This window comes from Desulfosarcina widdelii (assembly GCF_009688965.1).
GTDB lineage: Bacteria > Desulfobacterota > Desulfobacteria > Desulfobacterales > Desulfosarcinaceae > Desulfosarcina > Desulfosarcina widdelii.
The window spans coordinates 3,267,562-3,293,470 of record NZ_AP021875.1; the positions used below are offsets into that span (position 1 = coordinate 3,267,562).

Here is a 25,909-nt window from a genome sequence, read left to right on the forward strand (position 1 = left end):
TCGTCACCTCAATTCTCTATGGTCTTCCGGGGAGCAAACTGCCAAACCGGACTGGTAACGGAGGCATAGACTTCTCTGGCAAAGTTGATCATGCCGCCATACCCGGCCAAAGAGAGCTTGCGCTCGTGGTTGTGATCGCAAAAACCGATTCCCAGTTTGAACGCCATGGGTCTTTCCTTGACACCGCCGACGAAAAGCGACACCCCTTTTTCGATACTGTACTTGGAAAGCTCGACGGGGTTGGCATCGTCCACGATTACGGTGCCGTCGTCGCACATATCCCTGAGCACCTGGTAATCCTCCTTGGTGCCCGTTTGCGAACCCGCCAACACGACATCCATCCCCAGGGTCCGCAACTGCTTGATCATGGAAAAGGCCTTGAATGCGCCGCCCACGTAAATCGCGGCTTTTTTGCCTTTGAGTTTCTGCTTGTATTGCTTGAGGATCGGGTAGACCTTTTTGACCTCCTCACGCACCAGGGCCTGGGTCCGCTGCATGATCTCGGGGCAGGTGTCCTTGAAATGCTCAGCCACATCGTAAAGGGCCTTGGACATATCCTCGATACCAAAATATGAAACCCGGATGAAGGGGGTGCCGTAACGCTCAAGCATGTGCTGCGCCAGATGGATCACCGAGCCCGAGCATTGCACCACGTTGAGGGCGGCGCCATGGGACCGTTTAATGTTCTCGACGCGGCCGTCCCCCGTAAAAACGGAGACCACCTCTATCCCCATCCGTTCGTAGTAGTCCCGGATGATCCAGGCCTCGCCGGCAATATTGAATTCGCCCATGATATTGATGCTGAGCGGGCCGACATCTTTGACTGATCCGGTGCCGACAAGGTTGGCCATGGCATCGCAGGCCGCCTTGTAGCCGTCTTTTTTCGTTCCCTTGAAGCCTTCCGAATGGACCGGCAGAACGGGGATGCCTTTTTCCTGCGACGCCTTCTTGCAGATGGCGTCAATATCGTCGCCGATCAATCCGACAATGCAGGTCGCGTAGACAAAGGCGGCCTTGGGCTTGTATGTGTCAATGAGCGTATCCAAGGCGCTGGCCAGCTTCTTCTCGCCACCGAAAATGATATCCTTCTCCTGAAGATCCGTGGAAAAACTCATTCGGTGTAACTGGGGTCCGGATGAAAGCGCACCACGGATATCCCAGGTGTAGGAGGCGCAGCCAATGGGGCCATGGATCAGATGAAGCGCATCGGCAATGGGATACAGCACCACTCGTGATCCGCAGAACACGCATGCCCGCTGGCTGATGGAGCCGGCCAGACTCTTTTTCTCGCAGGACATATCAAAATCTTGACTGCCCTTTTGATAGATCTGCTGTTCCCTGCCTTTTAATATGGAGATGGATGACATGGCTGTTCCTTTGTTATCGGATGTCGGAGGTCTGAGGTCGGATGACGGATGTCCGAGGCCGGATGGCGGATATCCGATTTCTGTTCTCAGACCTCTGGCTTCCGTCATTTGAGTTCTGACCTCGGGCCTCAGTCCTCCGATCTCTGTCTTACATCACCAGTTCGAATTCGATTTCAGAGGAATCCCGGTCCTGGCGGTCCATCAGGGCATCCAGGATCTTTTCCAGCAGCCGCATTGCGCCCTTGTATCCCACCGTGGGAAAATAGCTGTGGCCAATACGGTCTAAAATCGGGAACCCGTGCCGGATAAAGGGGATATCCTCATCCCGCGAAATATATTTGACATAGGTATTGCCGATAAGCAGATCCACCGGCTCGTTTTTCACCCACTGGTGGAACAGCATCATGTCGCCGCCGCTTTTCACATTCACTTCGCAGGGAAGATCAGCGGTGAGTTCCTGGATCCGCTTTTCGAATTTCTTGTCCCTGGTACCGGTGAGTACGTGAATCGGCAGCATGTCGATGTCGATCAGAAATTCGGTGAGCGCTTCCAGTTGATCGGGATCACCCACCAGACCGACCTTTTTGTGATAAAAATAGGCCTGCATGTCGGTGATGATATCCAGCAACTGACCGCGCTCCAGATTCAATGAATCCGGAACCGTAACCCCGGCCATTTGTCTCATGGCGTCCACGAACCGGTCGGTGGCTTTCAGACCGATGGGCAGATCCAGGATTTTGCAGGGCACCTTGAATTTCGCGTCCAACGCCAGGGCCGCCGGTTCGGATGCCAGACGCCCAAGACCGATGGTTCCCCGGCTGCTCCCGGTTTTTTTCAATTGATCGACGGTGACGCCACCTTTGGGATACATGGTGAACTTGCCGGTCTGGGGTCCGTTGAGCACATTTTCCGTATCGGGAAACAGGATCGAGTTGACCCCCATCTCGGTTGCGATCCGTTTGATCTCCTTCATGTCCGAAGGCTCTACCCAGCCGGGGATCAAGTTGAGGCACTTCTCCCTGTGACCGTTGCCGGTCGCGAAATACTCGACCATGGCCTTGGTCATGTTGGCAAAACCGGTTACATGGGACCCAACGTAGCTGGGGGTATTGGCATGGAGCACGTATTTTCCCTCCGGAATCTTGCCGTCGGCTTCTGCCTTGCCGAAAATCTGGGGGATGTCGTCTCCGATGGTTTCCGACAGACAGGTGGTGTGCACGGCGATGACGTCCGGGTTGTATACGGTGAAGATATTGTTGATCGCCTGCAAAAGGTTGGCCTGGCCGCCGAAAACGGAGGCCCCTTCGGTAAAGGAACTGGTGGCCGCCAGGACCGGCTCTTTGTAGTGCCTTGTCAATGTGGACCGGTGATAGGCATAGCAGCCCTGGGAACCATGGCTGTGCGGAAGGCAGCCGTGAATCCCCAAAGAGGCGTACATGGCCCCGATGGGCTGGCAAGTTTTGGCCGGATTGACGGTCAACGCCTTGCGCTCGGATATTTCCTTGGGTGTATGTCGCAGTAACATATTTACTTTCCTCTCAATTATTCATTGGCATACATGGCTGCCAGTTGCGGATTCTCCTCCCAGGGAGCCCGGATGTGCTTCCACACCTTGCTGTTGATCATCCGGTCGATTTCACAGTAGAAATTAATCGCCCCCTTATAAGCGGCGTAGGGTCCGCCCGAATCGTAGCTGTGCAGTTGTTTCATGGGCATACCATGCTTTTGCACCATGTATTTCTCCTTGATGCCCGCGCAGAAGATATCCGGTTTGTAAATCTCGATCATTTTCTCGGTTTCGTACTGGCTGATGTCGTCGATGGCGTAGGTAACGTTTTCCTCCATGTCGGCCATCATGCCGTCATAAGCCTTGAGTTCGATTCCGTTTCTTACACCGGCGGCCAGTTCGTCTTCGGGAATTCGCGGATTGTAGCGTTCAGGATCTTTTTTGACTTCAAGCTCTTCGATATTCCGGCTGTCGGCATCGACCTTGATCGTCGGCAGCACATTCCGCCCTTCGTAATCGTCACGATGGGCGAATTCGTAGCCGGCCGCGATGGTCTGCATGCCCATTTCGTTGAACAGCTCCTGGTAGTGATGGGCGCGGGAGCCGCCGACAAACATCATGGCCAGCTTGCCCTCCAACCGGGACCGGACATCGGCCTGGGCTTTTTCTACGGCCACCATCTCTTCGGCGATGACCTCTTCCACCCGGTCGATGAGTTTTTGATCGCCGTAATACTGGGCGATTTTTCGCAGGGAAGCGGACGTCGCATTGGCGCCCAGAAAATTGATTTTCATCCAGGGAATGCCGTATTTTTCTTCCATCATGTCGGCCACATAATTGATGGAACGGTGGCACATGATCAGATTCAGGTCGGCCGTGTGTGAATTTTGGAAATGGTCCACGCTGGAGTTGCCCGAGAAGGTGGAGATAATCTTGATGCCGCATTTTTCGAACAGTTCGTCGATGATAAATTCATCCCCACCGATGTTGTATTCGCCCAGAAGGTTGACCTTGTATTCTCCTTCCTGGACCGTGTCGTCCTTGCCGATGACATGCTGGAACAGCCCGTTGTTGGCCACGTGATGGCCGGCAGACTGGCTGACTCCCTTGTATCCCTCGCAACTGAACCCGAAAATGGTGATTCCCAGTTTTTTCTGCATCTCCCGGGTAACAGCGTGGACATCGTCGCCAATCAGGCCCACCGGACAGGTTGAAAAAACGGAAATCATTTTGGGCTTGAACGTATCGTAGGCTTCCTGAATGGCCTGCCTGAGCTTTTTCTCGCCTCCAAAAACGATTTCCCGTTCCTGCATGTCGGTGGTAAAACAATAGGTCATGAAGTTGTCTCCGTCCGGCGTCGTGGACGGATCCGTCTGGTTACGTCGTGTGAGCCAGGAGTAAAACCCGCATCCGACGGGACCATGGGTCAGATTGATGATGTCTCGCGTGGGTCCCATGACCACACCCTTGCAGCCGGCGTAGCAGCATCCCCGCTGGGATATAATTCCGGGGATCGTTCTTACATTGGCTTGAATTTCCTCGTAGCTCTTTTCATCCTTTTTTTTGTTGACAACAAAATGCTTGGAGCGTTTGCGGGCCACCTTGGGGGGATATTTGGCCAGGATCTCGGTTTTCACCGATTCCGGATCGATTTCCCTCCAGGTTGCGGCATTTTCATCATATTCGTCTTTTTTATCGGGCATCGCCGTCATGATCGCTTCTCCTATACATCGTCTAGTGTTGCATCGCCGTTTTCGCCGGTTCTTACACTGACTGAATCGATACTCGGCATCACGAAAATCTTGCCGTCACCGGATTTGCCGGTCCGGTTTACGGAGACGATTGTTTTGACCGCCTTCTTCACGGACTTGTCCGGTACGATCATCAGGATCGCACGCTTGGGGATCAAACGGCTCGATTGCCCCAACTGGGAGATCGCTTCCTCGAATCCTTTTTCCGCGCCCTGGAGCAGTTCCATATCCACGATCCCTTTCCCGCGGCCCAAACACTCCTTGGCGGTAATCGATGAAAATCCGGCATCGGCCAGCGCCTTTTTGGTCTGGTTCATTTTGTTCATTCGAATGACGGCGATAATCTCCTTCATATGGTCACCTCTTCGGTCGTTCCATCCTGATTTTGCTTGATGCCGGAGCTGATCGTATACGTTTCCTCGACCGGGCTGACAAAGATCTTGCCGTCGCCGTATGCACCTTTCTGTCCCGTTCGTGCCGCGCCGATAATGGTACGGATCACAAAATCCTTATCCTTGGCCTCAATTGCGGTCAGCAGCATTTCCTTAGGGATCTCGTCATAGGTAATTTCACCAATCTTTATACCGCGTTGTTTGCCGCGCCCCACAACCGAGAACTTGGTAACCCCTGGAAAACCGGCTTCCATCAAGGCGGCCAGTACATCGTCGACCTTTTCCGGACGAACAATCGATCGAATCATAATCATTTTGGTTTTTCTCCTTTGCTAGGCGGCAATGCCGTAGTCAATCAGCATCTTCTCCAACTCTTCGATTGCCAGTGGCGTTGGGATGACCCGCATTTCGTTTCCATCGATTTTCTTTGCCAGGGTTCGATATTCGTCTGCCTGGACATGCGAGCCGTCATAATCGATTACGGTCTTTCGGTTAATTTCGGCCCGCTGAACCATGTTGTCCCGGGGGACAAAATGAATCATCTGGGTTCCCAGGCGGTCAGCCAGCGCCTGGATCATCTCCTGCTCATTGTCCACCTTGCGGCTGTTGCAGATCAGGCCTCCGAGTCGTACACCACCGGCTTCGGCGAATTTGACGATGCCCTTGCAGATATTGTTGGCCGCGTACATAGCCATCATCTCGCCGGAAACCACGATGTAAATCTCCTGGGCCTTGCCTTCGCGGATGGGCATGGCAAAACCACCGCAAACCACGTCGCCAAGAACATCGTAGAAAACGTAATCCAGATCTTCGCTTTCAGCGTAGGCACCCAACTGCTCCAACAGGTTGATCGAGGTGATGATTCCCCGGCCGGCACAACCCACCCCCGGTTCAGGACCACCCGACTCCGTACACAGGGTGCCGCCGTACCCTTCCTTGCGCACATCCTCCAGCTCCACGTCCTCGCCTTCCTCGCGCAGCGTGTCCAGCACCGTGCGCTGGGCCAGGCCGCCCAGCAGCAGCCGGGTTGAATCCGCCTTGGGATCGCATCCCACGACCATTACCTTTTTCCCCATTTCTGCCAGACCGGCGACCGTGTTCTGGGTTGTTGTGGATTTGCCGATTCCGCCCTTGCCGTAAATCGCTATTTTTCTCATCTTTCAATTCCTTTGTTTACCGGGTCATTTAAACGGTAGTAGTGAAGGTTTGGTTTTTTATTGAGCAATGGCTATGCCACAGTCCCGCAATTCTACTTCTACAAATGCTAACCCACAGAATATACGTAAAAAAATAAGCTGATAGCTTATTCTTGCGTCCATTCTTCTCGGACAACATCTACATTGCCACCTACATTAGTGTAGATGCACACCCTACACGAATGTAGATGTGTCGATGGATGCATAAAAATATTTGGCCTGGCTTCTTTGATCGAAGCCAGGCCGTAAGCAAAAAGCAGGAAGGAGAATGGAGAAAATGTGAATTCGGAAGGGTTAATTGGAAAGATTTTTATATTGCAAATTTCTCTGCTTGTTTTCGCGAATAATTCGAGCCAGCTTGAATTTTTTTACCCGGTATCCCATTTGACGCAAGGTCAGGCCGATCTCACTGGCCGCTTTTTGCTGCACCCATCCATTGCGGGCCAGGGCCTCCAAAACGGTTTCTCTTTCCATCATTTCCAGTCTTGAGGTAGCCGGTTCCAAGGGAGTATCGTACGGATTACCGCTTTTGCGATTGAAGAGATATTCCGGCAGCATCTTGGTGTCGATTTGGCTGGAGTCGGCCATGATCGCCACCCTCTCCACGAGGTTTTCCAACTCGCGCACATTGCCGGGCCAGTGGTAGGCGCTCATGATTTCCATGCATTCCGACGAGAAATAGAAATTCCGGCCATATTCGCGGGCGTTTTTGGTAATGAAATATTCCACTAGCAAGGGAAGATCGGCTTTGCGGTGGCGCAGCGGCGGAATCGAAATGGGGAATACGTTCAACCGATAAAACAGATCCGAGCGGAAGCGTCCCTCTTCCACCGCCTGATTGAGATCGACATTGGTCGCCGCGATGATGCGGACATCGACCTTGCGGGTCTGTGTGCTGCCCAACCGCTCGAACTCCCGCTCCTGCAAAAACCGCAGCAGTTTGGCCTGTACCGCCAGAGGCAGTTCGCCGATTTCGTCCAGAAACACCGTCCCGCTGTGCGCCTCTTCCAGGCGCCCGATCTTCAGTTGGGTGGCGCCGGTAAAGGCCCCTCTTTCGTGGCCGAAAAGCTCCGATTCGATGAGGTTGTCCGGGAGGGCGGCACAATTGACCTTGGCAAAAGGGTTTCTGCGCCGCTCGCTCAGTTCGTGGATAATGCGGGCCGTAAGCGTCTTGCCGGTCCCCGATTCGCCCAGCAGCAGCACCGAAGCCCTGCTTGGCGCCACTTTCTGGATCAGCTTGTTCAGGGTTTGCATGGCCGGGCTAACTCCTACGGCAAAAAAGTGATTGTATTTGGCCGACACTTCAGCACGCAGACTGCGATTTTCGGTGAGCAGATGTTCCTCGCGCTGGGCTACATGCTGATTGAGCTGGACGAACTGCGCCATCAGGGCTGCAACGATCGTGAGGAACCGGATGTCCTCCTTAAAGGCCACTTCCGGTCCGAAAAGCCGGTCCACGCTGAGAACGCCGACGGGTTCACTGTTGAGAAGGATGGGCACGCCGATAAACGCCAGGCTATTTTTCGTCAGGCTGCGCGCCTGGGTACGATTCAAAAACAGGGGCTCTTTTCCGATATCCGGAACCGCAAATGGCTGGGCGGTTTCGAAGATGGCCCCGGTGATCCCCTCGCCAGGCTGGTAAATCCCCCTTTTCTGTTCACAGGGATCCAGGCCGTGGGAAGCGATAATTTTTAGCATTCCGGTCCCTTTTTCCTTCAGGGTGACCGTTCCCCGCTCCATGGAGAGATTCTTCGAAAGAATCCCGAGAATCCCCGTCAGGGTCTGCTTCAACTGGAGAGCCTGACCGATCTTCTGGCTGATGGCGTAAAGTGTCGTTAACTCGAGTTCGAATATATGTTCTGGCATGGATATCTGTTTTAAATGTTTCCTGGTGTCCGATAACACGCTATACTGACAAAACTTGCCACGTTGCGGATTGGTAATGAATATCCCGCCACGCTCGTTTCCAATCTCTATATCGGTTGTCTTCAACAAACATGCCATGGCAGGAAACGGCTTGGAAAATCGATAACCGCCTGGAAGAAAAAGTTTTAATGCCGATTGCGTCCGTTAGACAGCAACGATACAAACAACATTGTTGTAACAAAAAGGATTAACGACTACAATGATGTAATTTTTTGGTTTAGTGGCGGGACATTCCACCCCGAATCGTACAAAGGAGGGTATAATGAACAAATCCGATCCAAGCTGAAATCCATCGGCATCGAAAACGCGTTGGAGCAGTTGAATGTTAAAGCAGTGGAACTGGCTGTCGAGGCCGCCCGGAAAACCCGGGCCCTGGTGGCTGGCAACATCTGCAACACCTGGGAATACGACCCGTCCAATCTGCAAACCTCCGAAAATCGGGTAAGTCTGATTTTGCAGTAAAGGCCCGTGAGATGGGCATCAACTACATCGGGATTTGCTGCGGTGCCGGCCCCCACCATGTGCGCGCCATGGCCGAGGCACTGGGTCGCACGGTTCCGGCCAGCGAGTACTCCCCGGCCATCGATCTGCATCCCATTTTCGGGGATCAGAATTCTCAACGCAAAAGTTATGTGGAGTGTCTCTACGGGCCAAGGGGTGAAACGCCGCAGCAGTGAATCTTACGTCAATCGCTCATCTGTTTCACCGTTCCCCCATGCTCCGCATGGAAGTACGCTTGGACGCTATCTGGCAAGTTACGGGATGCCACGCAGGAACATGGGAAACAGACAAACCGCCCCTCCCCCGAAAAAAAAGCGCGTCTGCCCGGGTCAACAAACCGACCATCCTAACGTCTTGTTAGCAGAACCCAGTGTTAAAATTTTGCGCACCGGAATACTCAAATATTGACAACCAGCGAAAAGAACATCAAATTTACGGACAAACGAAAAAACCAAGTTCAAGGGAAAACGCATGCATTACGAAGGCAACATCATCCGTCCCCCCAGCGAAGCCAACAGTATCCTGCTGCAGGTCACCGTGGGCTGCTCGCGCAACAAATGCACCTTCTGCGGGGCCTACCAGGGGGAACGCTTCAGGATCAAATCCGACGATATCATTATGGCGGACATCGCCTTTGCTGCCACCCACTGCCAGCGTCAGCGTAGAATTTTTCTATGCGACGGCGACGCGTTGATCATCCCCCAGAAACGGTTGCTCAAAATCCTGACCGAGATCCGCCGCCAGCTGCCCTGGGTGACCCGGGTGGGGGTGTACGCCAATGCCAAAAGCCTTAAAATGAAAAGCCTGGAAGAGTTGAAGGAACTGAGAGAAAACGGTATCGGCATCGCGTACATGGGGTTGGAGACCGGCGACGATGCCACCCTCAAGGCCATCAACAAGGGGGCTACCGCGCAGACGATGATCGACATGGGCAAAAAGGCTCGGGCCGCGGGCATCAAGCTCTCCATCACCGTGCTGCTGGGCTTGGCGGGAAGGCAGCGTTCCCAGATCCATGCGCGGGAGACCGGCCGGGTGCTGTCGGCCATCGATCCCGAATATGTGGGTGCACTCAGCCTGATGCTGATCCCCGGGACACCCATGTACGATGACTACCAGGCCGGTCGCTTCGAACTCATCGAACCGGACGAGATGCTGGCCGAACTGCGCACCATGATCGCCGAAACCCACCAGACCCAGGGTCTGTTTCACGCCAATCACGCCTCCAACTATCTGCCCATTCGTGCGCGCATGCCCAAGGACAAGGAAGAGACCCTGGCGCTGATCGACGCTGCCCTGGCTGGCAAAGTACAACTTCGACCGGAATGGATGCGGGCGCTTTGATTGTCTGTGGAATCTTCCAATGACGATCGTCAATTATCGGGCAATGGCCCGATTGTATATGACGGGCTAAAATTCTTTTTAACAGAATCAGGGATGGCAGCGAAGGGGTTCGAACCGGGAGGTATAACCGGTCCGGATCCCCTCGACAAACAGAGTTGCGTCTGCCGGCCTGCGAATGGTCACGCAGCGGTCTAAAGGCAGGTTTTCCATACTTGCGCAGGCCGTCGGGCAGCCGTGGATCATCAAAATCCAGTCGGCAGGCCCGATGCCATCGTCGAACGTGCAATGATCATTCAGGGCTTGCTTGATTTCAGCCACGAGGTCGGTTCGATCATAGTCCGGATTGCAGCCGCCGCAATAGCGGATATCAATCCTGATTTTTTCCATCCGTCTCTTCGATGCCGCATAGATTCCGGGCAGCCCGTTTCTTCTCGTTCATATTCACCTGGCGGGCTATCATGATGCGCTGGGCCTGCGGCGAACCGGCGCCGTGCATGGATTCCGTGAGGTAGCCCACGGCCGCGGTTCCCAGGGTCAGGTTTTCAATCAGCCGGAGGATACGCATGCGCGCTTCGGTGGAGACGCCCTCCCGGGTACGAAAATATTTTTCGATCAGGGGGCCAACCGTTTCCGACCGGTAGTCGGCCTCGGAAGGCAGTGTTACCATCAACCCGCCGGCGATATCCTGGGCCAGACGCGAGATTTCGTAAGGAAAGCGGGTAACGTTCTGTTTGTGGACGTTGGCCAGCAGCGTCTGCACGCAGTAGGTGCCGCTGGGTTCGACGGCCCCTTCGGCTGCGCAGGCGATGCAGCCGCAGTACAGGGTTTCGTTGAGCTGGTTCATTTCGATGATCTTGTCGCGGATGTGCGAGGCGCGCTCTGCGCCGTTGAACTCGGCCGCCGTCTGGGCAGCACCGATGAGCACATCCCCAACCCCCACCTTGCAGGCGTAGCTCTGGCGGTGGTAGGACGCGAACTTCTCCACCAGTATCCCCGAGAACTCGGTTTCGCCGCACATGAAGACCCGATCCCAGGGGACGAAGACATCGTCAAAAACGACCAGGGCCTCGTGCCCGCCGAAGCGGATATTGCCCTGGTCCAACTTGCCGTTTTCCATTTTGCGGGTGTCGCAGGACTGCCGTCCCATGATGTAGGTAATACCCTTGGCATCGGCGGGCAGGGCAAAGGAAACCGCGTAGTCGCCATCCGCTTCGCGCATGGTCAGCGTCGGCATGACGATGATTTCATGAGAATTGACCGCGCCGGTCTGGTGGGCCTTGGCACCGCGGACTACGATGCCCTCGGCGGTTTTCTCCACCACGCGCAGGAACATGTCGGGGTCGGGCTGCTTGTGGGGCGGCAGCGATCTGTCCCCCTTGGGATCGGTCATGGCGCCGTCGCAAACCAGGTCTCCGCGTTGAACCATTTCCAGATAGGCCAAAAACCGGGGGTTGTATTCGGTGCCAAGGGCCTGATCCATGTCATAAGTAACGATGGAAAGCGCATTGAGCGCATCCATGCCCACGCAGCGCTGGAAGCAGCAACCGGTTTTGCGGCCCAGAAGACGCCCCATCTTGCTTTTCTTGACCAGATCCTCTCGGCACTGGTGAATGTGGGTAAAGCGATTGATGCGCTCGCCGGTTAAGTGTGAGGTGGCCGTCATCAGGTCCCGGTATTCCGGCTTATGGGCCAGCTCGTACGTCATGGCCACGGCATTCATGGATGGCCGGATGATAGGGTTGTCGACCACGTTGTCGATCCGTTCGCCAAACATGTAGACCACCAAGTCGAGTTTTCTCAGGCTCTCTTCGTACTGTGCAGCGGTCATCATTGACATTGATCAGCCTCCTTCGTTTCAGCTCCTTCGCTCTGGTTCTCGATAATGATCGCGGTTCCCATGCCGCCGCCAGTGGGCAATGAGCTCTTTGCTTAAATAGGTACTGCCGTTTCTATCATAGTTGTCTGATGAAGGGAAACACAAACGCCTTGGGTGGCAGTGAGCACAGCAACCGATTGGCAACCCTGCGGTGTTCGCTCCGGCCTTCCCGACCGGTGGCCGCAAAACCCTTGCGCCACGGACAAATCTTTTGTATCACCCCCCAATATAAAAACCACGACCGGCCAACGACAACCAATGCCTACAAGGAGCAGTAGAACATGACCAAGGCCACGCCCAAGCAGCAGACGACCACCGCCGAACTTTGCATCAACACCATTCGCACCCTCTCCATGGATGCGGTTCAGAAGGCCAATTCCGGCCATCCGGGAGCGCCCATGGGACTGGCACCAGCCGGTTATGCGCTGTGGACACGGGTGATGAAACACAATCCGAAGAATCCGGACTGGCCCGACCGCGACCGCTTCGTCCTTTCCGGCGGCCACGCCTCCATGCTGCTCTACAGTCTTTTGCACCTCACCGGCTACGACCTGAGCCTGGAAGAAATCCAAAACTTCCGGCAGTGGGGCAGCAAAACCCCCGGCCACCCCGAATACGGCCACGCACCCGGCGTGGAGACGACGACGGGCCCATTAGGTCAGGGATTCGCCAACGCCGTGGGCATGGCCATGGCCGAACGGCACCTGGCCGCCGGCTTCAACCAACCCGGCCATGAAATCGTCGATCACTACACCTATGTAATGTGCGGCGACGGCGACCTGATGGAAGGGGTGGCCTCCGAATCGGCCTCTCTGGCCGGCCACCTGGGACTGGCCAAACTCATTTGCCTGTACGACGATAACGGCATCTCCATCGAAGGCACCACCGGAATCGCCTTTACGGAAAACGTGGCCAAGCGCTTCGACGCCTATCGCTGGCAGGTCATCAAGGTAAAAGATGGCAGCGACCCCGATGCCATCGAAAAGGCCCTTATAGCCGCCAAGGCCGAAACGAAAAAACCGACGATTATCATGCTTAAAACCCACATCGCCCACGGCAGCCCCAACAAACAGGACGCGGCCGATGCACACGGCGCGCCGCTGGGCGAAGAAGAGATCAAGGTCACCAAAAAAGCGCTGGGATGGAAAAGCAAACAGCCCTTTACCATTCCCAAAAAGGCGCTGACCGCTTTTCGAAAATGCGTCAAGGCCGGGGAAAAAGCGGAGGATCGATGGAAAAAAGCCTATCAGAAGTACAACAAGAAATATCCGGATCTGGCCGACGGTTGGGTCAACGCCCTGACCCGCTTTATGCCCAAAAATTGGGATAAGAATCTTCCCTGCTTCCAGCCGGAAGACGGCCCTCTGGCCACCCGGGCTGCATCGGGCAAGGTCCTGAACGCCGCCGCCGCCATATTCCCCAGCCTGATGGGCGGCTCCGCGGATCTGGCGCCTTCCAACAAAACCTTCATTGACGGCAGCCCCGAGTTCCAGAAAAAATCCTACGACGGTCGCAACATCCGCTTCGGTGTACGGGAGTTCGCCATGGGCGCCGTCATGTCCGGCATGTTCCTGCACGGCGGCGTCCGTCCCTATGGTGGAACCTTTTTGGTGTTTGCCGACTACATGCGACCGGCCATTCGCGTGGCGGCCCTGATGAAACTTCCGGTAATCTACGTTTTTACCCACGACAGCGTGGCCGTGGGCGAAGACGGCCCCACCCACCAGCCTGTGGAACATCTCGCCTCGCTACGGGCCATCCCGAACCTGACGGTAATCCGCCCGGCCGACGCCACGGAAACCACCGAAGCCTGGCGCAAGGCCATCACCATGAACGACCGGCCTGTGGCCCTGATTCTCAGCCGGCAGAAACTGCCCATTCTCGACGCCAAGCAGACCGCCCGCGGTGTGGATCAGGGGGCCTACATCCTGTCCAACTCCAAAGGCAGAGCCCAGATCCTGCTCATCGCCACGGGTGCCGAGGTACACATTACCCTCGAAGCCCAACAGATGCTGGCGAAAAAAGGCGTTGCCGCCCGGGTGATTAACATGCCTTCCTGGGAACTGTTCGAAGAGCAGTCCGAAGACATTAAAAAGCGCATTCTGCCCCCCACCCTGAAGAACCGCATTGCCGTCGAAGCCGGCATTTCCATGGGTTGGGAGCGCTATGTGGGCCCGCAGGGCAAGGTCATCGGCATCGACCGGTTCGGCGCCTCGGCACCGGGAGGAACGGTGCTTCAGAAGTACGGGTTCACTGCCAACAAAATTGTTGCAGCGGCCCTTGAAATGCTTAAAAAATAAACGTTTCCACTATACCAAAACGAATCGGGGGCGCCTTTGCAGGCGCCCTTTTTTTTATTTTTTGCGTCAATCCGGCGATAAGTAACATAGACGTTGCCAACACGATGCAATGAATCATCCGGCAAACGGGCAGGCATTGAATGGCGGCCAATTTACGTCTTGACAAACATGCTGTTTTCTTTATATTTTTTTTGATCAATCGAGCACTAATTGATCAAATGATCCAAAAAAACGGAGGCTAACTTGAAAATCTCAACTGTTTGTGGCTGGATCATGGTCCTTGTTCTTCTGCTGAGCGTACCGGCAATGGCGGGCACCCGGGATGATTGCATTTCCAAGTGCAAGGAAGCGGCAACGTTCATTAAAACCCAGGGCATCGATGCCGCCATCAAGGAAATCAACAACAAAGAGGGCCGTTTTGTGTGGAACGACGGTGTCAGCTACGTTTTTCTGATGAACATGAAGGCCAGGATGCTGGCGCATCCCCACAAACCGGAATTGTTGAAACCGGAGACCCTGATCGATGCCACCGATGTGGATGGAAAGGCGTTTTTCAGGGATTTCGTCAAGGCCGCCAAGAAAGGCAAAGGCTGGACCAAATACATGTGGCCCGTTCCCGGCATGGATGTCAACAAGCCCAAACATACCTTTATCTATCGGGTACCGGGGACGGAGTACTTCGTGGGCGCTGGATTCTACGTTATGTCGCCGGGCGTGTATTATTGACAATCTCGGTTGGTTCGAAGATCCGCACAATTCCTTCCAGTAGTATGCCGCCGCCGGTATCGGCGGCGGCTATGGGCTTTTTTCTTCCAGGATGTTCAACCCTTAAACACGGGTATTCACGGACATAAGCGTACCGGATGAAGTAAAAGCGCTATTTCCACCAAACATCGCCGATGAGGCGAAGGACTGGTCCTGGCTCATACCCAGGTTAGCCATCGTCATGTAGCTTTCGATACCGGCTGCTGCTTGCCATGAAATGTTCTGTTGGCCGTATTCCTCCATTTCGGGGGGTGGCTGCGGACCTTCTGGTCGGTTGGCCTCCAACGCCGCTCGGGTTTCCTCCTCGCTGAGGACGCCGTCTTCGTCTTCGTCATACGCCTCGATCAGTTCTTCGGCCGTGACCTCTTCGCCCGTTGCGCTCCTGATCATCTCAGCAAGCGTTTCCGTTTTGTCCTTGTCCTCATCCTCATCGACATTGCCGAACATCATGCCCCCTGGCGGGGGGCCATCGGGCCGGTTGGCCTCCAATGCCGCCTCGGCCTCCTCTTCACTGAGGAGGCCATCACCGTCTTCGTCATACTCTTCGATCAGCGATTCCGCCGTGACCTCTTCGCCTGTCGCGTTGGTGATCATATCAGCGATCGCTTCCATCTCAGTTGCGTCCAGGCTGTCGTCTTCGTCCTCGTCAGAATCGGAAAACATATGCGATGCGTCGAAATCGCCGCGAGTCATCATGCCGCCCGGCGGGGGGCCATCGGGCCGGTTGGCCTCCAATGCCGCCTCGGTCTCCTCTTCGCTGAGGACGCCGTCGCTGCCTTCGTCATACTCGTCAATTAAATCCGCCGCTGTTACCTCTTCACCCGTTGCATTGCTGATCATATCAGCGATCGTTCCTGCTTCGTCTTCGCTCAGGCTGCCGTCTTCGTCTTCGTCGATATTGTTGAACATCTCCGACGGGTCCTGGCGGCTGCCAACAGGTGGCATTTGCCTCATTGAATAAGGCTCGGAACCGACACTACTAACCATCATGATACGCCTCCTTTGTATTTGGTGGGTTGATAAAAACGCCAATCGTACATCTCTAATCGAATCCTTACTTGATGCTATCGTTGGATATTCCATAAACTTTATGGCAGTTGTGTAACCCCAACGTAACATTTTGTAACATGCCTAATTAGGGTTTCCTGAATTAAAGATAAACACTTGAAATACTATACATTTTATGGTATTGAGGATCGAGCTAAATGCAAATATAACCACGCTTTACCCCTCAAAACCCTTGCACTTTTCTCGGTCCTATCATGTATCGACATAATCAAAAGCAGCTGGAATTCGAAACTTTCGAATTGCCTTTCGGCGGAAAACTGCGAAGCGACAATCGCTGGGTGAAATTAGCCAAGTTTATTCCATGGGGTCAGTTCGAACCGGCCTACAGTAAATCGTTGACCAACTCCGGTTTGGGCCCTCCGGCCAAATCGGTAAGAGTCGCCTTGGGCGCCCTGATTATCAAGGAGCGCTTGGGAACCAGCGATGAAGAGACGGTAGAACAGATCCGGGAAAATCCGTATCTCCAATACTTTTTAGGCTACAAGGCCTATGAGGACGAAAAGCCCTTTGATCCGTCCCTGTTCGTATACTTCCGCAAGCGGTTTGGCAAAAAGATGCTGGCCAAGATCAATGAGTCGATTGCCCGCAAGGCACTTGAACAAGAAAAACAATCGAAAGACCGTTCCCAAACCAAAAATGACGATGATTCCACGCCTACAGGTGGAGGTAGTGAAAACCAGGGCAAATTACTTCTGGATGCCACATGTACCCCCGCGGATATTACTTTCCCAACCGACCTCAAGTTGTTGAATACCGCCCGGGAGAAGAGTGAAGGGATCATTGATATCCTACACAGTCCATTCAAGGGGAAATATCCCAAACCGCGTACCTACCGTAAGTTAGCCCGCAAAGCGTTTCTATCTGCAGCCAAAAGCAAAAGATTGTCAAAGAGCAAGAGGCGTAAGGCCATTCGGAAACAGTTGGGATATCTCAAGCGCAACTTGAAAAGCATAACCAAGCTATCCCAACGAACGCCGCTAACGAAGCTCAGTCCCCGTCAGTACAAAGAGCTGCTGGTCATTCACGAAGTCTATCGCCAGCAGCAATGGATGTATGACCAGCATGAAAATCGTATCGATGATCGCATCGTCAGCATCAGCCAACCCCATGTGCGTCCGATCAAACGGGGTAAGGCCGGTGCGGCTACCGAATTTGGTGCCAAGATATCGGTCAGTCTCATCAATGGCATTTCATTCGTGGACCGCATCAGTTGGGATGCCTTCAATGAATCCGGGGATCTGATCGATCAGATCAAGGCATTTCGAAAACGATTTGGGCACTATCCGGCATCGGTTCATGTGGATCGGATTTACCGTAACCAAGATAATCGCCGGTTCTGCAAGAAACATGGAATCCGCCTTTCGGGTCCCCCGCTGGGCCGGCCACCGGCCGCTGTCGAGATACAGAAAGAGATCAAAAAGCAGGTCCGTCAGGATGAGCTCGATCGGATCCCGATCGAGGGAAAGTTCGGCCAGGGCAAGCGGCGCTTCAGTCTATCCAGAATCATGTGTAAGCTGGCAGTGACATCCGAGACGGCGATCGCGGTATCCTTCATCGTCATGAACTTGGAGAAATGGCTGAAAGGCCTTTCTTCTCTCTTTTTTACTTCCTCGTTGCTGTTCATGGTCCATATCAGAGTGCTTCAGAGACGATTTAACGGGCTTTTGGGTCGATTAGTCGGTAAATATTTTCAGGCTAAAATGCACCTGTCACTGTTGAGAGGGTGAATTTACCCATGCTAATGCGGCATCTTTACTAATTCAGGAAGCCCTAATTAATTTAATTTTTTACCTATAAACTGAATTACGGTTTTACCCGAAGCAAGACACATACCATTTTTCTCCAGGAAGTATTGGTGAGACAAAACTGAGGAAACTAAAAATGCAATTGAGTGATGATTGATCAGGGGGCAAATGGGAAGGCGCCTTGACGAGTTAACGGCTTTACTATTTGCAATAATTATATATTTTTTATTTCTTTCCAGACTGTTTTCGTGGAAACGATGTAAATTCTGCGATTTCGGGCCGCAGTCTTTAAAAAATTGTTGTGCGCTGTTAGCAATCTTTCACATGGACAATGAGAACAACGCCGATAGGCAAAAAAATCTATGTGAGATTTCTCGCAGAGAAGATTGTACCTACCCCTGTATGGATTGGCGGGATTGAAAAAAAATGAACGACTTGGATCGACTTTTTCCTTCATGCCGTTTTTTGACTGAAGCATCGTCAGTCGATACGGTTCCAGGGCGTCCAAGTCATGGGGTAGAATCCTTTTTTCCTGGCGAAGATATCGAGGTGGACCATGGCGACGGCAGCCATATCCAGGGAGGGTGGCGCAGCGATTTCCCGTAAATCGACACATAGCAGATAATGGCGGCACTTTTTACATGCATCGATGCGTTCGCCGGTTTCACCGGATTCCTGGTAGTAGCGCAGGTTGTCCTTTTCCTCGGTATCGCATGCCGGGCACCGGTTTCGTTTGAAACGCCACTGGCAGCCGCACAAGGCGCAATGCAGGTATTTTTGCCCGCCGCCGCCTTGAAGGAATTCGGTGGTAGGACCCTGGGGCTTGGCGAGATAACTGATGGCGGGCATGGCTCCGCACAAAGGGCAATACCCCAGCGACCAGGACGATAAATCGGCCGATGCCGCCCCCTTCATCCTTACGGCGTTGAGCACCGTCGACAGTGCCCAATTGACGGCGAATCCGAGGGAATCCTCTTTTAGCCCGCCCACTTTCCCCGCCGCACGGAATGCCTCGGCGTTGTCCTCCAGATAAGCTTTCGCAATCACGGCCAGGTCCAAATCCCCTCTTTCGATGACAGCTTCGATGGCACAAAGGTCTGTCTCCAGGTTCGGAAAAGCCAGTTTGAGGGTCGGCATCAGGTCAGCGTATGCCTTTTCCAGGGAAGGTTTCAAGTCGGAAAAAGAGAGGTCCGCAACCATGGGAACACCTGAACGGCGCCGGCTGCCGGCAGGCTCCGGATCCAAAGGCGGCAAACAAACTTTTATCTCATCGATGGCGGTCTCCCTTTTGAGCAATACAGGAGCAAAGGGTTTGATGACGGTTTCCAGAGCGGGTCGTTTTTGCAATGACAGGGCAATCGCCTGATCGTACTGCTGTTCGATCATACCATTCGATCTTTCGAGTTGCATCGTTGAACAACTTTCTATGAGTGGAGAGGATCCCACCCCGGGCAGACACCTGGGCGAAAACCCGGGGTAGGCAGCAATGGCGAAAAGAGTTTTGGCCTCGCGCTTAAACCCTCAGCAGCGAACGAACGCCCTTTCGCAGCGGAGATCCCAGTTTGGCCAGAAAAGCTTTGCGGTCCAGCCCCGGTATAAACTGAGCCACGCTGAACTCATAGTACTTGGTAGGATCGTCCACGAGCAGGTAGATTACGTTTACATCGTCCGGGTCGGCCAGCATGGCCTTGGGATGCTCTTTTTTTACCCTTGCCAGCCGTTTTTGGGCCAGCGTAAGCATCTCTTCCCGCTCGCCGAAGTTCATGGCACCCGTGGGGCACACCTGAACGCAAACCGGCAGCAGACCTCGAACGACCCTGTCATTACACATGGTGCACTTGCTGATCCGACCCGTAGTGGGATCTCGCCGGGGAATGTTGTACGGACAAGATTCGCGCATTTCCTCGAAGGTCTCTTCGGAGAGTTGGCGGGTTTTGTCCGTGTAGACCACGGCGCCGGTTTTTTTGTCGTGGATGATGGCCCCCTCCACGATATCACCGCCCACAGCCACGCAGGGCGGGTCGATGCAATGGCGGCACTGGTCGGGGAAGAAATACCAGCGGATTGTGTTGCCCTCCAGGTGTTCGCTGAACCGCACGATTTTATAGTTGTTTGGGTTCAGATCCGGTGGATTCTGATGGGAGCCGGTCTGTTTGGTTTTATTGGCCGGCAGCTCGAACCACTCCTTGCAAGCTATCTGGCAGCCCCGGCACGCCGTGCATCGGGACGTATCGATTAGAAATGATTTGGCCATGATGATGTCTCCTTTCGGGTATCGGGCAAAACGAAGCTACCCTCGTCCGTTTCAGGCAATTTCGGTCAGACGGTCCGCCTTGCGAATGTTGACGCAGCAGGCCTTGAATTCGGGAATAGTGGTGTTTGGATCTCCCACCCCCGGGGTCAGGCGGTTGACGCCGTCGCCACAGCCCGGCGTCGTCCAGCCGAAACAGAACGGCATGCCGATCTCATGAACAATGCGGCCTTGAACCTTCAACGGACGCATGCGAACGGTGACCATGGCAATGGCCTCCACCCTCCCGCGAGCGCTTTCCACCACAACACCGTCCCCGTTTTCGATTCCCTTCTCGCCGGCCAGTTCGGGGCTCATTTCCACATAGAGTTGAGGTTCGGCTTCCAGCAGGTTGGGAACGTTGCGGGTCTCGCCGCCACCGCACCAATGCTCGGTAACGCTGTACGTGGTCAGCACGACGGGGTAATTCGGATCCGCCGGCTTGGCCAGCAGATCCATCTCGCTGGAGAGGGATTTATAACAGGGACTGTTGAGCTGAGCCGAAAATGGATGACGGCTCACCGGCGTCTCTACCGGCTCGTAGTGTTCGGAAAAGGGTCCGTCGGCGCGGCCGGGGCCGAAGATCTGTCCGAACCCGTGTTTGTGCATGATGAACGGATAGCGCCCCTTGCCAGTGGCCAGCGGCGGCCAGCCGCCGTCGGGTACATCCCCGACCCATTTGCCGTCTTCCCAGGCGATCACCGCCTTGGAGGGACTCCAGGGATTGCCGTTGAGATCCACCGAGGCCCGGTTGTAAAGAATCCGGCGGTTCACCGGCCAGCACCAGGCGAAATTTGGGTACAGACCAATCTCGGCCTGCATCGGGGTCTGGGTCGGATCGCGGCGTTTGGACTTGTTGCCATCCTCCTCGGTGATACTGCCGGCATAGAGCCAGTTCAGCGAAAGGGTCGAGCCGTCATCCGCCAATGCCGTGAAGCTGGGCACCTGCTGCCCTTTACGATAGCGCTTGCCCTTGATTTCCACGTCCCGTGTGAACACACCGTTGATCCGGCGAGCCACCATTTCGGGATCATAGGAATCGTGCCAGGCCATTTTGAGAATGGGATCGGGATAGGCACCACCTCTCTTGTAGGCTTTGCGAATACGGTTCATCAGGTCCACGAACATGTCGCCGAATGTGCGGGCCTGTCCCGGTGGCTTGACCGCTTCGTAATGCCAGAGCATCCAGCGGCCGCTGTTGGTCACCGAACCGTCTTTTTCCAGCCGGTGGGCCGACGGCAGCAGAAAGACTTCGGTCTTGACCGTTTTCGGATCCACACCCGGGCGATGCCAGTTGTCGCTGGTTTCGCTGTTGTGGACATCCACGGCCACCATCCAGTCGAGGTTGTCGAACGCCTTGCGGACTTTATTGGCGTTGGCCACGCTGTTGGCCGGATTGAGGCCGAGAATGAAGCCGCCTTCGATCTTTCCCCGGTACATGCGATCGAACAAAAAGAGGTAGGAGTAGTCCACTCCTTTGTCCAGCTTGGGAACCATACCGTAGCCGAAGTCGTTTTCCTGCGTTGCGTTGTCGCCGAACCAGGCCTTGAGCAGGCTGTTGAAATACTTGGGTTTGTGCTGCCACCAGTTGGCGCTGGCCGGGTCCGCACTTACCGGCGTGTTGGCCTTGTGGTAATCGGCCAACGTCGGCCAGTCGGCGCGAGGGGTGGCCATGTAGCCGGGAATGATGTGGTAGAGGAGGGTGTGATCGGTGGAGCCCTGAACGTTGGGTTCGCCGCGCAGGGCATTGATGCCGCCGCCGGCGACGCCGATATTGCCCAGCAGCAATTGCAGGATGCCTGCCGAGCGTATGTTCTGAACGCCCACGGTGTGTTGGGTCCAGCCTAAAGCATAGAGAATCGTCCCCGATTTTTCCGGTGTCCCGGTCGCCGCATAGGACTGGTAGACCCGCATCAGGTTCTCTTCGGAGACGCCCGTGATATCGGATACCTGATCCAGGGTATACCGGGAGTAGTGCTTGCGCAGCAGTTGGAAGACGCAACGTTCGTGTCTCAGGCTGGGGTCTTTCAGCGGCACCCCCCTGGCATCCGTGTCGAAAGACCACTTGCTGCGGTCATAGGTACGTGTTTTCGGGTCATAGCCGGAGAACAGCCCGTCCTTGAAACCGAATTCCTTACTGACGATCAGGGCCGCGTTGGTGTAGTTGGCCACATATTCATGAAAGTACTTTTTATTTTCCAGAATGTAATGGATCATGCCCCCCAGAAAGGCGATGTCGGTGCCGGAACGCAAGGGGACGTGGAAATCGCTGCGGGCCGAGGTTCGCGAGAACTTGGGGTCCACGTGCATGACCACGGCCCCGCGGTTGTATTTGGCATCCAGCACCCATTTGAAGGAGATGGGATGGTGTTCGGCAGCATTGCTGCCCATGATTAAAATGGCATCGGCATTTTTAATGTCGATCCAGTGGTTGGTCATCGCACCGCGTCCGAACGACTCTCCCAGAGCCGCAACCGTGGCGCTATGTCAGATGCGTGCCTGGTGGTCGAGGTGGACGACCCCCAGCGCCCGCACGGCCTGGTGAACCAGTGCACACTCTTCGTTGTCCATGTGCGAGGTGCCCAGGGTAAAGAGGTTTTCCAGACGGTTGACCCGCTGCCCGTTGGCATTGGTAGCGGTGAAGCCCTTGTCGCGCGTCTTCTTGACCCGATCGGCGATGCGGTCCAGCACCCAGTCCCAACTCTTCTCTTCCCATTTGTCGCTGTATGGCGCCCGGTAGAGCGGTTTGGTTACCCGGTGGGGATTACGCGTCAGGGAAAGCATGGCCGCGCCCTTGGCGCAAAGCGCGCCTTGGTTGATGGGATAATCCGGATCGCCTTCGGTGCTCACCAGCCGCCCGTCTTTGACATGGGCAATGATGTGGCAGCTGACCGAGCAGAATGGACAGATACTGAGCACCTCCTTTGCTCCATCGATTTTGAGCCCTGCGGAATAGCCTTTAACCTGCTTCATACTGCAGCCCAGTTGTATCAGCGACAGCCCGGCTACGCCCGCACCGCTGATTTTGAGAAAATCGCGTCGGTTGTAATCCATACCCGCCTCCTTTCAATAACCTTTGGTTTAATACCAGAACGCCTGACGTCTGGCGGTTGATCAATAACGAAGTTGGATGGTACTCCGGGTAGGGTGGAGAGACGGTTTTCAACGCAACGGCATGCAGCAGCCTGTTTCCGGCGGGTCTTCTTGCAAAGGCGCGGGATGAGGCTGAACGTATTGAGAGGCAACACGAATTAATGGAAAGAGAATCTACCCGGCTATAGTTGTATCAACATTGACATAACAAAAAACGGGGTGTCAACGATATTTTGCGTTTATCCCATTTATTTTAATATGTTAATTAAAACGTAACGGGGCCGAATTTTCCTTTCCGCCCTTACCCCCCATACGATTTCCGGGAGGCTGGCATCGCCATAAAAGGCTCCCGGCCATATCAAAAGCCTGGATTCTTCTATAATTGACAATGTCTTCTGAGTAAAATAGAAAAGATTGATTGAACATTGGGCAATCGATTAGACGCATGCGTCTAAAAAAGTCGATTTTCGGACGGCTTTGCAAAAATCTTTTTACGAAATCGTCATTATTGATGAACGCGTAAAAAGTTGAATTTAGCCCGTTGATGTCATTCCCGCAGGGAATACAGCATTTTCATATAGGTATAGATTCCCGCCCCGCGGGAATGACATGTCTGGTGACATTTTGCGAGACTGTCATTATTGGTTAGTCATGGACCGAATAAAGGAATTCATCGCCCTTTTTCAAATCCCCCCGGCCATTGCACCTTATGTAACGGTATTCGCCGAACCCGACGAGATCGACCTGATCGTCACCATGGCGGGCAGGACCCTCAGCGTTGTGGAAGTGGCCGACCTGTTGAAGCTTCCCATGTATCAGGCCGCTGCGTTTCTGGAGAAAGCCTACCGTCGACATTTCGTCCATCGTGAGGTCGCGGGCCGCAAAGTCGGTTACATTTTCGATCACGTCGATACCACCGATAAACCGTTACGCTATATTCCGGCCCGATTCTACGATCGGCTCGATGAACTGACCATGTATGGTGACTGGGATGCCCTCCCGAAAGAAATCCGGGATGAAGTCACGGGTTGGTGGTTGCAGGAATATGCCGATAAAATTGCTCCGGTGGTGGAAAAAATAAAACAGGACCCGGACGCCCACCAGAAAATCAAACAAAAAGATTTTCTACTTCTCGACGAAGCGGTCGCCCAGGTGGATGCAGCCGCGGTTCATGCCGTGGTCAATTGCGACTGCCGTAGCAGTACACAAGGATGCAGCCGCATGGTCGAGGCCTGCATCCGCCTTGATGACGGCGCACGCTATACGCTGGAGCGGGGTTTGGGTCGACAACTCTCCAAGGATGAATGCAAGCAGATCGTCCTGGCCACCGACCGCGACGGATTGATGCATATCGACACACGCGTGTGGCAGGACCACGGACTTTTCGGCTTCTGCAACTGCTGCACCTGCTGCTGTTTTCCATTGCGCGCCTCCACCCTCCTGGACAGTGATCGCGTCTATCCCCGGGTGCACTACCAAGCCCGTCGGGACGAAACCGTCTGCACCCACTGTGGTCGTTGCGTCAGACGCTGCCCATACGGGGCCTTTTATCATGACGGCAGCACTATCCTCATGAACGGCAAAAGCCGCAAGGCCGTGGCCTTCGATGCGGCCAAGTGCTATGGCTGCGGCCTGTGCAGAACCGGCTGCCCCATCGGGTGCATCGCCATGCACTCCTTGCGGGGAATTCCTGATGACCACCCTTGAGATCCGCCAGGCGATCACTGCGGCCAATGACCGATTGGCGGAGAACCTGCGCCAGCGATTCGCCGACTACGGGGTCCTGGTACTTAACCTGATCGCTTCGCCGGGCGCCGGTAAGACAGCATTGCTGGAAAAAACCATTGTCGCTTTGGGGTCCAGGTTCACCATCAATGTGATCGAAGGCGATCCCTATACCCGCCTGGACAGCGAGCGGATCATCCACGCCGGCGGCGGCGGCGTCCAGATCAATACCGAGGGCGGCTGTCATCTCGATGCCCGCATGGTGAGCGAAGTTATTGACCGCTTTGACCTGGCCGACACGGACCTGATCGTCATTGAAAACGTGGGCAACCTGCTCTGTCCGGCAGCCTGGGATTTAGGTCAGGATGTCACCGTGGTGGTGACCAGCTTGACCGAGGGAACGGACAAGCCTCTTAAATATCCCGAAACCTTTGCCCGTGCACAAGTTGTCGTAATCAACAAGATAGACTTGGAACCCCATCTGTCGGCCACTGCCGCCGACCTAAAAACCAATGTCCGGACGATCAATCCGGACATGTCCGTTTTTGAAGTCAGTTGCCTTGCCGGAACCGGTCTGGAGTCATGGCACCATTGGGTCGCAGAGGCGATCAAAACCAAAAAGGGAATCCGCGGCCATGCATGAAGAGCCCTATACACAGGCCATGTTGGACTTGGCCCTGGAGGAGGCAGGTGGAAGGCGAATCACCGAAATCCGTCTGGGAGTGGGTCGCTTCAGTGCTATTGTACCGGCTTCGGTGGAGGTGTTCTTCCGCTACCTTAGCGCAGGCACGCTGGCCGAAAGGGCCCGCCTTATCTTCGAAACGGTTCCAGTAGAGCTTACCTGCACGGCATGCGGAAAAATCGTGACGGCGGATATTCCTTCCCAGGTGCCCATCCACCCGGCCTTGGGGGCTCTTTTAAAAAAAGGATGCGGCTGCAGTTTGGGAAAACTAACGATCACCGGAGGCTTGGGATTTGATCTGATCGATCTGACCCTGAGCGATCATGATCCCATTCTCCCAGATGGAGAAGCCGGGAAATGACCTCTTGGTTGAAGTCTCAGGCG

Annotated in this window: 21 protein-coding genes and 1 pseudogene; 9 read left to right on the forward strand and 13 right to left on the reverse strand. The window is 54.6% G+C overall.

Features of this window, described 5'->3' with window-relative positions:
- Positions 1-8: 8 nt before the first annotated feature.
- The 7 genes from nifE to GN111_RS15300 form a co-directional block, all read right to left on the reverse strand.
- On the reverse strand, positions 9-1,367 hold the full coding sequence (nifE, locus tag GN111_RS15270) for a nitrogenase iron-molybdenum cofactor biosynthesis protein NifE (protein WP_155304573.1): 1,359 nt from the start codon (positions 1,365-1,367) through the stop codon (positions 9-11).
- A gap of 148 nt (positions 1,368-1,515) precedes the next feature.
- On the reverse strand, positions 1,516-2,892 hold the full coding sequence (nifK, locus tag GN111_RS15275) for a nitrogenase molybdenum-iron protein subunit beta (RefSeq protein ID WP_155304574.1): 1,377 nt from the start codon (positions 2,890-2,892) through the stop codon (positions 1,516-1,518).
- A gap of 17 nt (positions 2,893-2,909) precedes the next feature.
- On the reverse strand, positions 2,910-4,586 hold the full coding sequence (gene nifD, locus GN111_RS15280; protein ID WP_331457718.1) for a nitrogenase molybdenum-iron protein alpha chain: 1,677 nt from the start codon (positions 4,584-4,586) through the stop codon (positions 2,910-2,912).
- A gap of 11 nt (positions 4,587-4,597) precedes the next feature.
- Positions 4,598-4,978: a P-II family nitrogen regulator gene (locus tag GN111_RS15285; RefSeq protein WP_155304575.1), complete on the reverse strand. Its 381-nt coding sequence runs from the start codon at positions 4,976-4,978 to the stop codon at positions 4,598-4,600.
- A complete protein-coding gene (locus tag GN111_RS15290; protein ID WP_155304576.1) occupies positions 4,975-5,331 on the reverse strand; it encodes a P-II family nitrogen regulator in 357 nt (118 codons plus the stop codon). The genes GN111_RS15285 and GN111_RS15290 overlap by 4 nt, the downstream gene beginning before the upstream one ends.
- Before the next feature lie 18 nt (positions 5,332-5,349).
- A complete protein-coding gene (gene nifH / locus GN111_RS15295; RefSeq protein ID WP_155304577.1) occupies positions 5,350-6,174 on the reverse strand; it encodes a nitrogenase iron protein in 825 nt (274 codons plus the stop codon).
- A 333-nt stretch (positions 6,175-6,507) separates the two neighbouring features.
- A complete protein-coding gene (locus tag GN111_RS15300; RefSeq protein ID WP_155304578.1) occupies positions 6,508-8,079 on the reverse strand; it encodes a sigma 54-interacting transcriptional regulator in 1,572 nt (523 codons plus the stop codon).
- Between the two features lie 378 nt (positions 8,080-8,457).
- On the opposite strand from GN111_RS15300, the gene GN111_RS15305 reads away from it, so the two are divergent.
- From GN111_RS15305 to GN111_RS15315, 3 genes are all read left to right on the forward strand, one after another.
- Entirely contained in the window at positions 8,458-8,601 is a 144-nt protein-coding gene (locus GN111_RS15305) for a hypothetical protein (RefSeq protein ID WP_155304579.1), read from the forward strand.
- Between the two features lie 11 nt (positions 8,602-8,612).
- Positions 8,613-8,816, forward strand: coding sequence for a hypothetical protein (locus GN111_RS15310; protein WP_170302049.1), 204 nt, complete (start codon positions 8,613-8,615; stop codon positions 8,814-8,816).
- Between the two features lie 295 nt (positions 8,817-9,111).
- Positions 9,112-9,981, forward strand: a complete 870-nt coding sequence (locus tag GN111_RS15315) for a radical SAM protein (protein WP_155304580.1) — start codon at positions 9,112-9,114, stop codon at positions 9,979-9,981.
- 87 nt (positions 9,982-10,068) lie between these two features.
- On the opposite strand, the gene GN111_RS15320 is transcribed toward GN111_RS15315, so the two are convergent.
- Both GN111_RS15320 and GN111_RS15325 read right to left on the reverse strand, forming a co-directional pair.
- Positions 10,069-10,368 (reverse strand): hypothetical protein, encoded by a 300-nt coding sequence (locus GN111_RS15320; protein ID WP_155304581.1) that lies wholly within the window; start codon positions 10,366-10,368, stop codon positions 10,069-10,071.
- Entirely contained in the window at positions 10,349-11,818 is a 1,470-nt protein-coding gene (locus GN111_RS15325; RefSeq protein ID WP_155304582.1) for a 4-hydroxyphenylacetate 3-hydroxylase family protein, read from the reverse strand. The genes GN111_RS15320 and GN111_RS15325 overlap by 20 nt, the downstream gene beginning before the upstream one ends.
- Positions 11,819-12,138: 320 nt before the next feature.
- Here GN111_RS15325 and tkt point away from each other — a divergent pair, with 320 nt between their 5' ends.
- Positions 12,139-14,157 (forward strand): transketolase, encoded by a 2,019-nt coding sequence (tkt, locus tag GN111_RS15330; RefSeq protein ID WP_155304583.1) that lies wholly within the window; start codon positions 12,139-12,141, stop codon positions 14,155-14,157.
- 243 nt (positions 14,158-14,400) lie between these two features.
- Complete coding sequence (locus tag GN111_RS15335) at positions 14,401-14,883, forward strand: cache domain-containing protein (RefSeq protein WP_155304584.1); 483 nt, start codon at positions 14,401-14,403, stop codon at positions 14,881-14,883.
- A 102-nt stretch (positions 14,884-14,985) separates the two neighbouring features.
- Here the strand turns inward: GN111_RS15335 and GN111_RS15340 are convergent, their stop codons facing one another.
- Positions 14,986-15,867, reverse strand: coding sequence for a hypothetical protein (locus tag GN111_RS15340; protein ID WP_155304585.1), 882 nt, complete (start codon positions 15,865-15,867; stop codon positions 14,986-14,988).
- A gap of 317 nt (positions 15,868-16,184) precedes the next feature.
- Between GN111_RS15340 and GN111_RS15345 the strand changes: the two are divergent.
- Positions 16,185-17,609, forward strand: a pseudogene (locus GN111_RS15345) (IS5 family transposase); the annotation flags it as partial.
- A gap of 606 nt (positions 17,610-18,215) precedes the next feature.
- Here the strand turns inward: GN111_RS15345 and GN111_RS15350 are convergent.
- The 3 genes from GN111_RS15350 to fdnG all read right to left on the reverse strand — a co-directional run bounded on the left by GN111_RS15350 (position 18,216) and on the right by fdnG (position 23,079).
- A complete protein-coding gene (locus GN111_RS15350) occupies positions 18,216-19,145 on the reverse strand; it encodes a formate dehydrogenase accessory protein FdhE (protein WP_155304586.1) in 930 nt (309 codons plus the stop codon).
- 103 nt (positions 19,146-19,248) lie between these two features.
- Positions 19,249-19,989: a 4Fe-4S dicluster domain-containing protein gene (locus GN111_RS15355; RefSeq protein WP_155304587.1), complete on the reverse strand. Its 741-nt coding sequence runs from the start codon at positions 19,987-19,989 to the stop codon at positions 19,249-19,251.
- Between the two features lie 51 nt (positions 19,990-20,040).
- Complete coding sequence (fdnG, locus tag GN111_RS15360) at positions 20,041-23,079, reverse strand: formate dehydrogenase-N subunit alpha (RefSeq protein ID WP_155304588.1); 3,039 nt, start codon at positions 23,077-23,079, stop codon at positions 20,041-20,043.
- Between the two features lie 690 nt (positions 23,080-23,769).
- On the opposite strand from fdnG, the gene GN111_RS15365 reads away from it, so the two are divergent.
- From GN111_RS15365 to GN111_RS15375, 3 genes are read left to right on the forward strand one after another with little or no spacing between them, the layout of a single operon-like run.
- A complete protein-coding gene (locus GN111_RS15365; protein ID WP_170302320.1) occupies positions 23,770-24,825 on the forward strand; it encodes an ATP-binding protein in 1,056 nt (351 codons plus the stop codon).
- Positions 24,812-25,486, forward strand: coding sequence for a hydrogenase nickel incorporation protein HypB (gene hypB, locus GN111_RS15370; protein WP_155304590.1), 675 nt, complete (start codon positions 24,812-24,814; stop codon positions 25,484-25,486). Before GN111_RS15365 ends, hypB begins: the two co-directional genes overlap by 14 nt.
- Complete coding sequence (locus GN111_RS15375) at positions 25,479-25,886, forward strand: hydrogenase maturation nickel metallochaperone HypA/HybF (protein ID WP_170302321.1); 408 nt, start codon at positions 25,479-25,481, stop codon at positions 25,884-25,886. Before hypB ends, GN111_RS15375 begins: the two co-directional genes overlap by 8 nt.
- Positions 25,887-25,909: the final 23 nt, after the last annotated feature.